Origin of the sequence: Marinobacter alexandrii (assembly GCF_005871205.1) — a bacterium.
In the GTDB taxonomy this organism is placed as follows: Bacteria; Pseudomonadota; Gammaproteobacteria; order Pseudomonadales; family Oleiphilaceae; genus Marinobacter; species Marinobacter alexandrii.
Genome location: NZ_SWKM01000016.1, coordinates 56,555 through 71,703 on the forward strand (window position 1 = coordinate 56,555; position 15,149 = coordinate 71,703).

Below are 15,149 nucleotides of genomic sequence, written 5' to 3' on the forward strand. Positions count from 1 at the left end.
GGCTGTTAAATTCTGGTGTTCGGGGAATCATGGTCGAATCTGAAATCAATGAGCGGGTTAATGGTTCCGCTTTGCTTATACGCCCGGATTATCGTGAATTGGTTACCACCGACTGGTTCAATCCTGATCACTGGAAAGAAAAGGCCACGCCGGTCAGCAGTGGTGGACGCGGGGGAGCCTGGTTTCTCAATGCGAACGGCGCCCATTTGGTGTTGCGTGAGTATCGACGGGGAGGCCTCATAGCGAAGCTATCCCAGAAGCTGTACATCTATACTCGCGAGCGTGACGTTCGTTCTTTCTCGGAGTTCAGGTTGTTGAACCGCTTGAAGGCGATGGGGTTACCGGTACCCGGAGCGGTGGCGGCCTGGTTTCGAAAGGTATCCCCCATACATTATCGGGCCGCAATTATCATTGAGCGACTTGATGATACTGCGCCGCTGGCAGACCTGGTTCCCGATCTGAATGATGCAGACTGGTATCGCTTGGGCCAGACAATTCGGCGCTTCCACGATTCCGGTGTTCGCCACGCCGACCTGAACTGCTTCAACGTTCTGGTGAGAGATCAAACGTTTTACCTGATCGACTTCGACAAAGGCAGAATTATGCGCCCAGGGACCTCTTCCAGTTGGAAACAGGCTAACCTGCAACGATTTGCCAGATCTTTGAAAAAGGTGGCGGGTGACGCCGTGCATCAGGAGGTTTGGAATTCTTTTATAAATGGATACGACGGGAGTCATTCCGCTTGACCAAGCAACAGAAAAACACTTCATTACCTGCCATTCTATGCCTCACAGATGCGTGCGATCGCCCGGAATCGGAGCTTTTTATCGGGTTGAAGAGGGCAGGCTTTGACGTCGATGTCATGTGCAATCCGAAAGGCCGTAACTATCAACGTTTGGTCGACGAAGGCATGGTCGCTCAGCCGATAGCGCTGAAAAATCGCTTCGATAAGGAAGGTATCGCTGCCATCCGCGAGCAGCTTGGTAAGAAGAACTACGAAATTATCCACGCCTACAATCCCCGGGCTCTGGCGTGTGGTTTGACTGCCTCGAAAGGAACCGATATCAAGATCGTTGCCTATCGAGGTGTTATTGGGAACATCAGTTTTTTAAACCCGGAATCCTGGATAACGTTTCTACACCCCAGGGTCAGCAAGATCGTATGCGTTGCCGATGCCATCAAGGACTATCTGGCAAACCTGAAGTTTTTGTGGCTGCGCATCCCGGATTCGAAACTTCAGCGCATCTACAAGGGCCATGACTTGAGCTGGTACCAGGCCGAGCCCGCAGACTTGAGCGAATTTGGTGTGCAGGACGAGGACTTTGTCGTTTGCTGTACCGGCCGCAATACTCCCAGGAAGGGATTCGACGATCTGATTCAGGCCATGAGAGAGCTGCCCTCCGATGTGAAGGTTCATTTGCTGTTGGTTGGTGACGTCGATAAGAATGAAGAGATCAGAGCGCTCGCTGCTCGGTCATCCGCTTCTGAACGTATCCATTTCACCGGCTTTCGCACTGACGCACCATCACTGGCTGCAGCCAGTGATGTCTTTGTGCTTCCATCGAAAGAGCGAGAAGGCCTGCCTAGGGCTGTCATAGAATCCATGGTTTATGGTGTACCTCCAGTTGTAACTCGGGTTGGCGGAATGCCGGAGCTTGTTGAAAATGAAGTGAGTGGCCTGGTTGTGCCGCCTAGCAACAGCATAGAGTTGGCTGGTGCCATCGAACGACTGTATCGCGACGAAGGGTTTCGCGCTCAGTTAGGACAGGCCGCCAGGGAGAGGATTGCCGGTCAGTTCCACACCGCCGAAACTGTCCGCGAGACTAGCGAGCTGTATAAGTCCCTCGTAGGCAGAAGCTAAATGCGTCGATATTTGTTTTTTGTAAACCAGCCATATTCCTACTCGATTCTTCGTCCGCTTCAAGAGGAAATCCGCCGCAGGGGAGGGGAGGCGGCCTGGTTTGTCGCCGGGTGCACCTCAGCGCCCCTTGGCCCAGACGAGCGCCACCTCAAAACCGTGAAGGAAGTGATGGCATTCAATGCCGATGCGACCTTCGTGCCGGGAGATTGGGTGCCCTACTTTTTCCCTGGGATAAAGGTGGAGGTTTTTCACGGTATGGCGCGCAACAAGCGCGGCCATAGTAGTGAAGATGAGAGCGACCACTATCGCATTCGAGGCTGGTTCGATCTTTACTGTACCCATGCGGAAAAGGACACCGCCAAGTTTCAGGAACTCGCCGAGCTGCACCAACATTTTGCGGTTGCCCACACAGGCTGGCCCAAATTGGACCCGTTACTGTCTGAGCCGGTTCAAGGGGAGCGGCCGCGAGCAGAGGATGAACTTCCCGTTGTCTTCTATGCCTCGACATTCAGCCGATCTGTGACATCGGCGCCGGCTCTCGTTGATAAGATTGGGGAACTGGCGGCAAGCGGCCGATGGAAGTTTATTGTCACTCTGCACCCCAAAATGGATTCATCGGTTGTCGAACGCTACCGGAGCCTGGCTGGCCCTAACCTGCGCTTTGTAGAAAGTGATGAGGACCTGTTGCCGATTTTTCCGCAAGCCGATGTCATGCTCTGCGATACCTCGTCGATTATGTTCGAGTTCATGTTTCTGGATCGCCCGGTGGTCACCTTCAAAACGAAAATGCCGGGTCCGTATCTGATCGACGTGGACAATGTTCAGGAGCTAGAGTCGGCGCTGAATACAGCGCTCCAGCGCTCCCAGGAATTGATGAATGCGACCCGGTCGCTCTGCGATGACCTTCATAGCTTCCGGGATGGCCGTTCCAGTGCACGAGTGTTGGATGCGGTGGAGGAATTCATTACACATAGGTCCGCGGGGCTGCGAAACAAGCCTCTCAATTTGCTCAGAAAGCTCAAGGTTAGACGTCGGTTGAGTAAGGAACTCAAAATGTCTGACAGACAGAACTGAACTGCAGCAAACAGCGCTAAATCCTATCAACTTGTCGGGCACGGATTATAAATGGCAACTTTTCCAGATGCTTCTGAAGCAAAAGTAGTGGTGCTGACTTTGCGCCAGGCCACAGATCGTCAGGCTCGAATTAAGAAATTGCTTGATGATGCTGGCATTGAGTTCGAGTTTGCCTGGGGTGTTGATGGTCGAAAAGAGCAAGACCCTTTGTTGAATATGTACGATAGGCGAAAACGGGTTCGGCTCAAAGGGAGTCCTTTGAGCCAGGGACAGCTTGGTTGTTTTGCCGGTCACGCAAATATTTGGCGCAGCTGCGCAAAAGAAGACAGGAAGTACGTAATACTCGAGGATGATGTTGTGTTTAACCCGGCAAGCTTATTGTCGTTTCTCCAGATCGTTCCTTCCTTGCCTCCCCATTTCGAATGCCTAAGGCTATTCAAAAATAAGACTCGAAATCATAAAGAGTACGAAGTGGCGGAGGCGGGACCTTTCAAGATTTTGAGGTATACGAAGGGGCCTATGAGCTCCATGGGTTATTACCTGACGCCTGAAGCCGCCCGGAAATTTCTGGCTTCGGTCAAGCCGGTTTTTCTTCCGGTCGATATCTACATGGACCGGTATTGGGTGAATGACGTTGTGTGTCTGGGGCTAAGTCCAGATTTCGTGTCCCATGATTACCACTTTGAGTCCATGATTGGGTACGAACCGAAATCGGGTCGTCGGCCCTTGTATATCCGCTTAAATAGAGAACTTTTCACGCTGAGCGAAAGGTTGCGGAGGTTTTTTTACAATCTTGGTTTAAGCAGGCAGTTCAGGTCAACAAAGGTGTCGCACTATGAATGACCTCATTCACGCAATTTGGTTGGGTGACAAGATGCCCCCTTTATCGCACGCCTGCCTGGATGATTGGCAGAAAATGGGGTTTGCGTTTAAGCTGTGGACCGACTCCAATGAGCAGATTCAGGCGTGGATTAATGGTTGTTCATTTGCTAGGGACTGTTATGAACGAGGCCTTTACGCCTTTGTTTCAGATTACCTCCGGTTAAAAGTGCTTGAGCAAGAGGGGGGGCTATATCTCGATACGGACGTTACTATCAGGAAAAATCCGTTTCCACTTTTTTCAGACGTCAAGTTCGCCATAGGCTATGAAACGGATGATTATTTAGGTACTGCCGCAATATATTCCGAACCTGACTCAAGGATTCTGTCCGCGTTAATTCATTTCTATGAAGTCGGGATCTGGAACTCGTCGCTTTATATTGGGCCACAGATCGTAACGCATCTCATAAACGGGACGGGCCTTCGTGAGATTGAGAGCTGCAAGTTGTTGCCTGTGAGGTACTTTTTTCCTTATCAGCAAGAAGCTATAGATTTCAAGTGTCCCGATGAAAGCTATCTCGTTCATTGGTTTCAGCACAGTTGGAAGCGATCGTCTGGAATGGCTTTCCTGAAATCCAAGCACCTTGGTTTTTTTGGCAAACTCTATGTTTGGCAAAAGTGTTTTTTTCGAGGGTTCTCCTGATTATTATCTATTTCATCCGATTGTTGCCCGAACTTGAAACTGTAAATAATCCCAAAGAAGACTGAAAAAATGTAGATGCCGTTGGCTGAGTAAAGATAAGACTCGAAGAGGTTAACGGTCATCCAGAATGCCAGCACTACGAGTGAAAATATTCTCCAGGTCTTTCGAATTGAGTTAGGCGGAGCCACCACTATACGATAGGTGGGGTATATCATCAGAAAATACACCAAGACCGAGCCAATTATTCCGAAGCTCACAAAAGTTTCGATATGTGAATTGTGCAAATGCGTGAAATCTGCGCGCACGAAATCGGGAAGGTCTTTCGACTCGCTAATAACTATCTCTCTCGCGTCTTCACCGCTACCCAACAGAGGACGAGCCATAATCCATTCCCATGCTTCGAACCATAAGTGAAGACGAACGCCAATACTGCCGGAATCGGAAACAGAATCAAGATCCAGGTTTGTGATTCTTGTAATTGTTGACCCTTCGGCATTTAATCGGTTTTCTATGATGTTTAGATTGGCGGCACCTGCGAGTAGGAGTACTAGCACGGCGTAGGTCGCTAACATTTTGCGCGTAGACGTGCGTGAGGGTAATAGTAATTTTAGGGCAATTGGATAAAACAGAACGCATGCGGCAAGAGCAAGCCAGACTTGTCGTGATTGTGTTATGACAATCACGAGCGTGAAGAACACGACGAAAGTTAATGAAAGTAACTTTTTGCCGACCTCGATATTTCTGGTCAGTGTGCTCTTGGCGACTAGCAGGAAGGATGACGCTATTAGGCCAAAGCCGGCAAAAAGCGACGTATGTTGTGCGTTGACTAAGTGAAAATCGATCCTCGTCCCGCTTAGGCCGCGTCTGATTTCAGCAGCCAAGTCAGGAGAATGACTGAGGTAGATTCCCAGGACGCTCAGGCAATAGCAAAAAAGGATTGCTACAATTCGTTCGCTTCGTCCGTTGGTCCAATAGGCGATAAACCAAAAGAAAAAGAAGTCATAGAAAAAGAAGGGGGAAGGGGAATCTTTTGCAAGTTCTGGAATTTGAATCTTACTGTTCAGCCAGCTCAAAACCGGTACGGTAAGCGACAGGAAAAATGCAATGAATACAGGGTCTTTTTTTACCCATCTAAAATTGTAGTACACCGATACAATGGTTCCGAGCACAAAGAAAAAGAGGAAAATATCTCCAAGGTCTCGGTAGAGTCGTTTGAAGAGAACGAATCCCAAGACACAGGAAAACATGACCAGCGAAAAGGTTCGTCCCCCTACTACAGACTTGATGTTGTTAGTCAAAGAAGCACCTTAGGTTATATTTGAGTAATAGTTAGAAGCTTCATCGGTAGGTTGCCGCTAAACCACTCTATGAGAACTATTCGTGGCGAGCATCAGAGGCAGGTCGATCAAGCGTCCAAAGCCCGGCATACTTGTTGAACGTGACCTGCGCATAGGTCACCGCCGTCAGATAGCCAACTGCCCCATCAAGAAACCCAAACCGAATGAAATAAACCTGCACAAACGTTAGTAAGCCTCGCAGAGTGGGGTAAATCATCGTTCGTGTCTTCTTGCCTTTCCGGTGTTTTTCTAGCGATCCCAGCCACGCGTACTTTGCGCTTTTTTCCAATGAGTGACCGAAGTCCCGGTGGGTGTAGTGCGTCAGTCGGCCCCGCATTGTTTTTATCTTTCGTCCTTCGGGAATCAGGATCCGTTCGTGCACGAGCGCATCCGAGAAACGCACGCCCTCGCGCCGGAACAGGCGCAAGGGTGCACGGCCACTGCGACCGAAATCAAGGCGCTTGCCGTATATGGTTACCGCCCAGGGCAGCTTGTAAGCGTCAGCATCCGGGTCGGCCAGGTGGTGGTTAATCTCTCGTGCCAGTTCCGGTGTTACGCGCTCGTCGGCATCTAGTGACAGTACCCAATCCCCTGTCGCTTTTTCCAGGGCCCTTTGTTTCTGGATTCCGAATCCTGGCCAGTCGGTCACTTCGACGACGTCAGCATAATCTTTCGCGATTTCTGCAGTTCGATCAGAACTTCCGCTATCCAGAACGATAATCTCATCGGCGACAAGTCTTGCTGATTTCAGGCAGTCGGCAATATGGGCTTCTTCGTTCATGGTGATTATCGTTGCGGACACTTTGCGGGTCCTGTTTCGGACATAGGATGCGCTGAGTTCGTGAAACAAGGCAGATGAAATGCCAGCGATGGCAAGTAAGTAAAACGTCAGGAACAGCGTGCGGTTGAAGGTGGCCTCTGTCAGGCCGAAAAAAAAGTAGCTGATACTGACCAATGTCCCAGCGGCGGCTAAATGAGCTGCTGGCTGATGCGCGCTGAAAAGATGGCGTCCGAAAATTGCCAGGGGGATAGCGATGAGCAGCACCCAACCTAGAATCCCGGGAATGCCGCTAGTGGCAGCACTGTTGAACAGATCGCTATGGGCGTGCCCAGAGCAACATGTCGCTAGGATGGCGGGCGCTTTGCCCATTTCTACAGCTGCCTCAATGCCATGGGTATAGCCGCCGAGTCCGACGCCTGTCCAAGGCTGCTGTTTAAACATTTCCCATGCGAGTCCCCAAAGCTCCAGGCGAATCTCAATGCCAGCGTCCACACTTCCACCGTGCAACAAGGTTTGAACGGTCTGAGACATCCGGTCTCCGGATGTGATGGCCAGTGCCATGATGATGGGGATAAAAATCAAACCCGCCCATCGCATCCTCGTGCCAAGCAGCGGGATGCAGGCAAGCAGCAGAAATGGCAGAGCTACAAGGTTGCTCCGTGTCTCTGAAAGCAAGGCAATAGATGCCGCAGCAACACCCATAACGGTAAACAGGATGGCCAGTCCTTTATTGCCTGAGCGAAAAAAGAATGAGGCACTGATGAGCGTTAACACGCCCCCTAAAAGCGCAAGGTTGCCAAAACTGATGGGATTAATGCCGCCACCAAAGCGTCCATTCAGAAACGATTCGATGGTCCCCGACTGACTTATGACTGACGTTACGAGTACGGTGATGGCCGATAGGGATACAAGTCCAAAGGCATAGAACACAGTGCGTCCCCGTAGCCCGATATAGCTCAGTGCAATGACAAGAGGCCAGAAAAGAATGAAACGAGCATGGGTGCCCAGGGTTTTTCCTCCCTCGTAGTCGAAACCTTCAAGCACCCAAGAATAAGTACTAACCAAAACAAAGAACCAGAATGCGAAGTGGAGCAATCGCAGCTCTTTTGGCGTTTCCCACCCCGCCTTGTAGTGGGATTTTCGGGCAATGAATACGCAGCCTGCAATTGCCAGAAGCAGGGTTGCACCTGCAAGAATGCTGGAGGACAGAAGGGCTCCGCCAAGCCCTGCCATGAGCAGCGCAGGTAATAGAATGCGAGTGGAGACTGTCATGTATGAAGAATCCGTGGGCGATGGGTAAAAAGATAGGATTGAAGCAACGCGTTCGTCATCGCCTCAACAAACCTGATCTGGTTTGTAGGGGTTGGCCTCCCCAGGAGGGCGATGACGCATACGTTTGTATTCCCACTGGTATTGTTCGGGGATGTCCAGAACGCAGTGCTCAATAGATCGGTTTAGGGCAGTGGTCGCGACGACAGGGTCTTTTTCACCTAAGCCCGGCTCCGTTCTTTTTACGACGATTCGAAAGCCGCTAGCATCCGGCAGTCGCTCCGCGTAGGTGATCAGGGCATTGGCGCCCGTTTTTTGAATGAGTTTGGAAACCAGGGTCATAGTCCTCACTTCCATGCCAAAAAAAGGAGCATAGGCGTTACCCTTTCCTCTGGGTGATTGGTCTGGAAGTATGCCGGCCACTCCACCTTCTCTAAGAATTGATGTCAGACGGATCAGCCCGCGCCGGTCTCCTCGGACCAGCTCGGAACCAAGGCGCCCGCGTACTTTGATCATGTAGTCTTCAAATTCAGGCATGTTAGGCGGACTATACAGGGCCGCCATCTTGTAGCGCGAAGAAAAGAACAGACCAACCAGCTCCCAGTTTCCGAGATGTGGTGCAAGCAGGATCAACCCCTTGCCACTCGACATCGCTTCGTCAATCAGTTCCAGCCCCTTTGTTTCCTTGATCAGGTTCAGGCATTTCTGTACCGGCCACTCCCACATCAGGGGGACTTCCATCATGGTCTGCCCGGTTTGAATCATTGATGCTTTGGACATCGCCGAGCGATCGGTGTCGGAAAGATCGGGCAGGCAAATCGACAGGTTGGTGTCGGTCACTTGCCGCGACTTGGTTGGCAGCTTCCAGGTAAGCAGGCCAATCCACTTTCCAATTTTCTGGGCATTGCCGAGGGACAGCCAGCCAACCACTCTGAGCAGACCGGCGATGATGAAATACTTGAGCTTACTCATTTGCGTCCGTACCGATCCTCGTACCTCACGATGTCGTCTTCGCCCAAGTAGGAGCCCGACTGCACCTCAATCAGCTCCAGATCAATCACCCCGGGGTTCTCAAGGGAATGAACCTGGCCAACGGGGATGAAGGTGGATTGGTTTTCGGTAACAAGATAGGTCTTTTCGCCGTTGGTCACCCGGGCGGTGCCGCTGACCACAATCCAGTGTTCCGCCCGGTGGTGGTGCATCTGCACCGACAGCTTGGCGCCGGGCTTTACCGTAATTCGTTTAACCTGATAGCGGGTGCCGTTATCGATCGAGTCGTAGACGCCCCAGGGCCGGTAGACCTCGCGGTGGTTCATGTGCTCGTGGCGACCATCGCTACGGATTTGTTCGACCACGCTTTTCACATCCTGGACTTTGTCCTTGTGAGCTACCAGAAGCGCATCCTTGGTTTCGATGATCACCAGGTTTTCGACGCCGACCGTTGCGACCAAGCGACTGTCGGCACGCACCAGGGTGTTCTCGGTATCCCGGGCAATTACGTCGCCGGTCAGGCTGTTGCCAGCATCGTCCTTGGAGCTGACATCCCACAGTGCCGACCAGGAGCCAATGTCACTCCAGCCCGCGTCGAGGGCGACCACGGCTGCTTTGTCGGTCTTCTCCATGACAGCGTAGTCAACCGATTCAGCCGGGCACTGGGCAAACAGGTTGGGATTAACACGGGTAAAGTGCAGGTCCTCACTGGCATCGGCAATGGCCGCCTTGCAGGCAGAGAGGATATCCGGCCGGTGCGCCTCCAGTTCTTTCAGGTAGTCCCGGGCTGAAAACAGGAACATGCCGCTGTTCCAGAGGTAGTTGCCGGAGGCGAGGTAGGCATTCGCCGTATCCAGGTCCGGTTTTTCGACAAATTTGTCGACCGAGTAGCAGTCGGAGGCGAGCTCAGTGCCCCGATGGATGTAGCCATAACCTGTTTCCGGATGGCTGGGTACGATGCCGAAGGTGACCAGCTTGCCCTGCTCTGCCAGTGGGATGGCTTTGGTTACGCCCTGCTGGAAAGCATCGGTGTTCTGGATCAGATGATCCGCGGCCAGTACCAGCATCAGCGGGTTGTCGCTGCCGGCATTCTCGCACAGCTGGATCGCCGCCAGAGCGATGGCTGGCGCAGTGTTACGCCCGCAGGGCTCAAGAATAATCTGGACATCGTCGTGGCCGGACTGACGCATTTGCTCGGCGGCAAGAAACCGGTGTTCTTCATTGCAGATGAGCAGCGGTTTTTCTGCCTTCAGGCCCTCAAGCCGAGCCACCGTTGATTGCAGCATGGACAGGGGGCTGTCGGTCAGTTTCAGGAACTGCTTGGGATTCAGCTGTCGTGACAGGGGCCAGAGTCGCGAGCCGGTGCCGCCAGCCATGATGACCGGATGAATCATAGGTTCACTCCAAGCTTGAGGTTGAGATATCCGAAAAAATCTGTGTAAGGGTCGGGCATATTATCATATGGGTCTGACAGAGCCAGTGTCGGCGCCCCTGCAGCCGGGCGAAGGCGCGGTGAAGACCTAGAGTTTTTGTGAAAGCTCCCATGGATCCTGTCGCCCGCTGGTTTCCCACTCAATGCGTTTGTAAAACCGACGAATACGCCGATCAATGTAGTGTAGCCGCCAGTTCTGGCTGGTCGAAAGGAGGCTGGGTATCAGAGGGGCGCCGAGACCATCAACCAGAAACAGTCTGGTCTTTTCGTTACGCATGCCAAGCACCAGGTTGTGGGGCAGCAGGTTGCGGGTCAGGATTCCTGTGCGTTGCAGCCAGTCGGTGAACTCCTGGATCAAGGCCTGAGCGGTTTCGTCAAAGCCTGAGCGTGCCAGGTAGTGCTCGAATGTTTCCGCAGGGCCGCCTTCAGCATTCTTTAGAAGTTCGCTTTCATTGGCAGGGCCCTGCGTCGTGTCCGTTTGGCCCAAAAAACGGGGCAGGTGGGCCCACACCACGTCTTCCTGGCCTTGTTTTAGCAGGCGCTGGATGACGGTTTGTCCGTGGGCCTCAAGCTCCTGAAGATTGTCATTCAGCCGCCGTTTCCCCAGCAGCTTCTTCAGCGCCGTCTGCCGTTGGTAGCGAGCCTCGATATTGTCGGGGCGAATGATTTTCAGGCACCGGTCGGGATAACTCGGGTGCTGATAACAATGGCGGTTGGAGCCGGAGGCAAACGGGGTCTGGTTGGTCAGGTCGATCACGTCATGGCCTCCCGATACAGCCTTTCAATGTTGTCCACCATGGCCTCAATGGTGAACGTCGTTTTGATCCGCTGCATAGCCGGCATTTGCGCCTGCCGGGTGCCGGGCAGGTCGGACAGGGTTTGGTCGATGATCGCCCGAAGACTCTGTTCGCTGCCGTCAGCGCTCAATGCAGATTCCGGTAACAGCTCCAGCGGTCCAGCCACCGGTGTTGAGGCCACCGGGCAATCCGCTGCGAGCGCCTCGATCAGGACATAAGAAAAGCCCTCCCGCTCGGAACTGATGATCGTCAGGTCGGCGTCCCGATAGATTGGCTGCAGGTCCTCGCAATAGCCGAAAAGCGTGACGTCGTTTTGCAGGTTCAAGGTGTCGATCAGCCGTTCCAGGCGAGGCCGCTCAGAACCTTCGCCATAGATCGTCAATTGTGCCGGCTGTACCAGCTGTGACCAGGCTTCGATCAGCGTGTGAAATCCCTTCACCGGCTCCAGCCGACCAACAGCGATGCATTGGGCCCGGGTCTTGTGGACGTCCATGGCACGATGATCATCGGCGCGGGGGGCGCGGTCAATCGCGATGCCGTTGTAGATCAGGTGCTTATTGCCATGTTCCAGATTCTCGAAAACCCAGGGGCTGACCGCGATCACGGTGTCCTGGCGCAAGAAGGCCTTGTGGTTTTTCTTGATGCCATGAACGGTGCTTACGCGCAGGGGCGCTAGGTCTGGTGCCATTCGACCGGCGAGCTGTGCCGCTTTATTGCCATGGGAGTGCAGGACGTCAGGCTTGATGCGGCGAATGCATTGCCGCAGGGCAAAGCGAAGCCTCGGGTTCAGGCGGCTGCATTGAACCGGTAGCGGATGAAAGTGCACTTTGGCTGGAAACCGGGCTTGATAACTCCCATGCGCCATAACATGCACGCTGTGGCCGCGCCGGGCCAACTCAAGGCCCAGGTCAGACACATGCTTTTCCATGCCGCCCCAGCCGGTGCCAGGCGTTGCAAACAGTAGCGCAATCGTCAGTGGCCGCGAGCGGTTCATAGCTGGGATGCGCGCTCTGCCAGCACCGACTCGTAGACGTGAAGCGTGGCCTCGGTTTGCGCCTGGAGCTGAAAGCGGTAGGGAATCTCAATATCGGCTGGCCCGGAATCCAGAAGCCGAAGGACGGTCCCGGCGAATTCGTCGGTGTCGTCTGGTGTCACCAGACCGTCCCGGAAGCACGCCTGCAGTGTCTCGGCGGCCCCGCCCCGATTGTAGGCGGCCACCGGTGTGCCTGAGGCCAGGGCTTCGGTAACCGTGCGGCCGAAAGGTTCTGGCTTGGTGCTCATGTGGCAGACCACATCGGCCAGCAGGTATAGCGTGGTCATGTCGTTGCGCTGGCCCAGGAAGCTGACATGATCGGTCAGGTTCAGGCGGGCCCGCTCTTTTTCAAGCTCTTCAAGGAAAGGTTCCTTGCCCGGTTCTGCGCCGCCAACCACTATGCCGTGGCAGTCCGGCCGCTGGCGGACCAGTTTCGCCATCATCGCCAGGAAGTCCAACTGACCTTTCCAGCGCGAAATCCGGCCCGGCATCATGATGATTTTCTTGCCAGCCAGTTGCGGGTACTGCCGATACCATCGCTGTCGCCATTGTGTGCTGAGCTCCCGCTGGCGAAAGGCGTTCAGGTCGACCCCGCGCTGGATGACCGTGAGTTTGTTTTCCGGAACCGGATAATTATCTAGTACGTAATCTCGAACACAGCCGGAGACCGCAATCAGGTGATCAGCTCGGGTCATGATGGCGCTGTAGGGAGTGACTGAGTACATGCCGTGAAAGGTGGCAACCACGGCCGGCCGCTCGCTGACGGGGATACCTTTGAGTGCCAGGCGGATGATCCAGGCCGGCATGCGCGAACGGACATGAACAATGTCCGGTTTCAACTCACGGAGTAGCTTACGCATGGGCAGGATCTGTCCGAAAGACGCGGGTGATTTTCGATGGATCGGCATGAATATGTGGTTCGAACCCTGGCCACGCAGCTGCTCCGCCATCGGGCCACCCTTGGAGACCACGTAGGACTCATGGCCACGCTTTACCAGATCAGACGCGAATTCCACGGTGCCTCGTTCAACCCCTCCGCTGTATAGCGCGGGCAGGGCCTGGAGAATTCTCATCCGGTTGTCCTCTTGTTCGCCGGTGGGTTTGTGCGAAAGGCGGGCAAATACCGGTCAATGATCCAGCGTGCTGCGCGATCGGACTCCCAGAGTGTAGCCGTTGGGACGGTCTCCTCGGCCATGACTGCAGCATGATCAGTCCAGCGGGCGATTCGTCCGTTTTCAACCAGGCCGCCAATACCTTGGGCAACGCGGCTGGCAGGGCGAGCAGGGAGTTCGAAAATACCGGTCGGCACCCCCGCAGTTGCCGCTTCACACACCATGGACATGCTGTCCGGAGTGACCCAGGCGGCTCTGGATCCGGCCAGTTGGTGCGAAAGCCAGTCCTGATAAGTGTCCTTTGGATGAACAACGGTAATCTTTGGCCCCTGCAGCTCATCCAGCCGAGCCATTAGTTCTTCCGGGGTTCGGCGGGAGCCACTGATGGTCCAGCGCCATGCCGGGTATTGGCCGATCAGGTGATTGATTTGCCCCAGCAGCACGTCGTTGTCCCACTCGAAATGCGGCGATGGGCCACCAATGAGCACCAGTGCCTCCGGTTTGTCGGTGATGCGGGCCAGAGGCGTAATCGAGTTAAGTGCGCCTTCCGTGAGCAGAACGTGATTGCTGTGGACGGCATCGTGGGCTGGGGTGATCACGCCGTCGATCCAGCCGAGGGGAAACCCGGGTTTCATCAGGGTCAGCGTCTTGGCGCGCCTGACTCTGCGCAGTGATAACAGTAGCCGGTGGGTGCCCGTACCTGCAGCAACAATCAGGCTTGGTGATGGCAGTTCGGAATTGAGGGCAGGGGCAATGCCCAGCAGGGCGCGCCAGACGGGTACCGTAACTTCGCTGGCATCAATCCAGTGAAGGCTGGCACCGGTGAGCACGCGAAGACGATTGCCCAGTCCCTTCAGCTGATTCCGGTGGCCCGCTTTGTTGTCGGTCAGCAGCCAGATCGCAGGCGTGCCGTTGTTACCTTCAGTGGACTTGGCCATAGGTTCCGGTCATGTAAACCGGCCTCCGTATGCGTGCTGGTTAGTGGCGACCATAAAAGCCAGGATCGCCAACGTTGGGTCGTGTCTTGAAGCGGCGGTGCATCCACAGGTACTGCTCCGGCGCCCGGCGAATTTCCCGTTCGATAGTGTGGTTAACGAGTGTGGCATCCTGCAGATCATCGCCGCTGGGAAAGTTCTCCAAAGCTGGATGAAAGTAGATGTCGTAGCCGGGGCGACCTTCTCGACGGACGTGACTGAAGGGCACAACGGCACAGCCACTGCGTTCGGCAATGCGAGACGTGGCAGTTATGGTGCCGGCCGGGATGTCGAAGAACGGGGCAAACACGATGTCTTTGCGGCCGTAATCCTGATCGGTGGCATACCAGACCGCATGATTGTTTTTCAGGCTTCGGAACAGGCCGCGCAAATCCCTTGCACCGAGGACCTTGCCGTACCGACGCTCCCGGGCCCGGGTCATCACCGCATTCATCAGGGGATTGTTGTGATCCCGCTGCATGACATCGGCGTTGATGTATTCGGTGACCAGGCTGCCGCCGAGATCCAAAGTGCTGTAGTGCCCGCCGAGCAGCAGTACACCCTTGCCGCGAGCGAGGGCCTGTTCGTAGTGTTCGAGCCCGTGCACGGTGGTAATGGAAGTTAGTCTGGCCGGATTTCGGAACCAGGCCAGGCCCAGTTCCATCAGGCCAATACCATTGGCAATGAACGACTTACGAACGAGAGCTGCTCGCTGCTCGGAGCTAAGTTCGGGAAAACACAAACCGATGTTCACCTCGGTGATGTGGCGGCGGCTGCCGGCCAGACGCCACGCCAGTAGCCCGGCGATTTTCCCGAGCCACCATTGAACCCGAATCGGTAGCTGCGCCAGCAACCACATCAGGCCAATGCCAATCCAGGTTGGCCACCACCGGGGGTGGCGGTAGGCGGAGTAGTCGGTATTTCTCGGGAGTTTTCGGTGTTTCTTCTTCACGGGAATAATGACCCT

Annotated in this window: 14 protein-coding genes; 5 read left to right on the plus strand and 9 right to left on the minus strand. The window is 54.4% G+C overall.

Going from position 1 to position 15,149, the window contains the following annotated elements; all coding sequences use genetic code 11:
* Positions 1–29: 29 nt before the first annotated feature.
* The 5 genes from FCS96_RS18755 to FCS96_RS18775 all read left to right on the plus strand — a co-directional run bounded on the left by FCS96_RS18755 (position 30) and on the right by FCS96_RS18775 (position 4,457).
* Entirely contained in the window at positions 30–746 is a 717-nt protein-coding gene (locus FCS96_RS18755; RefSeq protein ID WP_138441882.1) for a 3-deoxy-D-manno-octulosonic acid kinase, read from the plus strand.
* Positions 743–1,861 (plus strand): glycosyltransferase family 4 protein, encoded by a 1,119-nt coding sequence (locus FCS96_RS18760; protein WP_138441883.1) that lies wholly within the window; start codon positions 743–745, stop codon positions 1,859–1,861. Before FCS96_RS18755 ends, FCS96_RS18760 begins: the two co-directional genes overlap by 4 nt.
* A gap of 168 nt (positions 1,862–2,029) precedes the next feature.
* Positions 2,030–2,935, plus strand: a complete 906-nt coding sequence (locus FCS96_RS18765; protein ID WP_228264171.1) for a CDP-glycerol glycerophosphotransferase family protein — start codon at positions 2,030–2,032, stop codon at positions 2,933–2,935.
* Between the two features lie 51 nt (positions 2,936–2,986).
* Positions 2,987–3,778: a glycosyltransferase family 25 protein gene (locus FCS96_RS18770; RefSeq protein WP_138441885.1), complete on the plus strand. Its 792-nt coding sequence runs from the start codon at positions 2,987–2,989 to the stop codon at positions 3,776–3,778.
* Entirely contained in the window at positions 3,771–4,457 is a 687-nt protein-coding gene (locus FCS96_RS18775) for a glycosyltransferase family 32 protein (RefSeq protein ID WP_138441886.1), read from the plus strand. Before FCS96_RS18770 ends, FCS96_RS18775 begins: the two co-directional genes overlap by 8 nt.
* Here FCS96_RS18775 and FCS96_RS18780 read toward each other — a convergent pair.
* The 9 genes from FCS96_RS18780 to lpxL form a co-directional block, all read right to left on the minus strand.
* Complete coding sequence (locus FCS96_RS18780; protein WP_138441887.1) at positions 4,418–5,755, minus strand: O-antigen ligase family protein; 1,338 nt, start codon at positions 5,753–5,755, stop codon at positions 4,418–4,420. The genes FCS96_RS18775 and FCS96_RS18780 overlap by 40 nt on opposite strands.
* A 76-nt stretch (positions 5,756–5,831) precedes the next feature.
* Positions 5,832–7,847, minus strand: a complete 2,016-nt coding sequence (locus tag FCS96_RS18785; RefSeq protein WP_138441888.1) for a glycosyltransferase — start codon at positions 7,845–7,847, stop codon at positions 5,832–5,834.
* A gap of 63 nt (positions 7,848–7,910) precedes the next feature.
* Positions 7,911–8,816 carry a lysophospholipid acyltransferase family protein gene (locus tag FCS96_RS18790; protein ID WP_138441889.1) on the minus strand — a complete coding sequence of 302 codons (906 nt, stop codon included), beginning with the start codon at positions 8,814–8,816 and terminating at the stop codon, positions 7,911–7,913.
* A complete protein-coding gene (locus FCS96_RS18795) occupies positions 8,813–10,228 on the minus strand; it encodes a mannose-1-phosphate guanylyltransferase/mannose-6-phosphate isomerase (RefSeq protein WP_138441890.1) in 1,416 nt (471 codons plus the stop codon). Before FCS96_RS18795 ends, FCS96_RS18790 begins: the two co-directional genes overlap by 4 nt.
* A 126-nt stretch (positions 10,229–10,354) precedes the next feature.
* Positions 10,355–11,023 (minus strand): YrbL family protein, encoded by a 669-nt coding sequence (locus FCS96_RS18800; protein ID WP_138441891.1) that lies wholly within the window; start codon positions 11,021–11,023, stop codon positions 10,355–10,357.
* Positions 11,020–12,057: a glycosyltransferase gene (locus FCS96_RS18805; protein ID WP_138441892.1), complete on the minus strand. Its 1,038-nt coding sequence runs from the start codon at positions 12,055–12,057 to the stop codon at positions 11,020–11,022. The genes FCS96_RS18800 and FCS96_RS18805 overlap by 4 nt, the downstream gene beginning before the upstream one ends.
* A complete protein-coding gene (locus FCS96_RS18810; protein WP_138441893.1) occupies positions 12,054–13,169 on the minus strand; it encodes a glycosyltransferase family 4 protein in 1,116 nt (371 codons plus the stop codon). Before FCS96_RS18810 ends, FCS96_RS18805 begins: the two co-directional genes overlap by 4 nt.
* A complete protein-coding gene (locus FCS96_RS18815) occupies positions 13,166–14,146 on the minus strand; it encodes a mitochondrial fission ELM1 family protein (RefSeq protein WP_138441894.1) in 981 nt (326 codons plus the stop codon). The genes FCS96_RS18810 and FCS96_RS18815 overlap by 4 nt, the downstream gene beginning before the upstream one ends.
* A gap of 40 nt (positions 14,147–14,186) precedes the next feature.
* Entirely contained in the window at positions 14,187–15,134 is a 948-nt protein-coding gene (gene lpxL, locus FCS96_RS18820) for an LpxL/LpxP family Kdo(2)-lipid IV(A) lauroyl/palmitoleoyl acyltransferase (protein WP_138441895.1), read from the minus strand.
* Between the last annotated feature and the right edge of the window lie 15 nt (positions 15,135–15,149).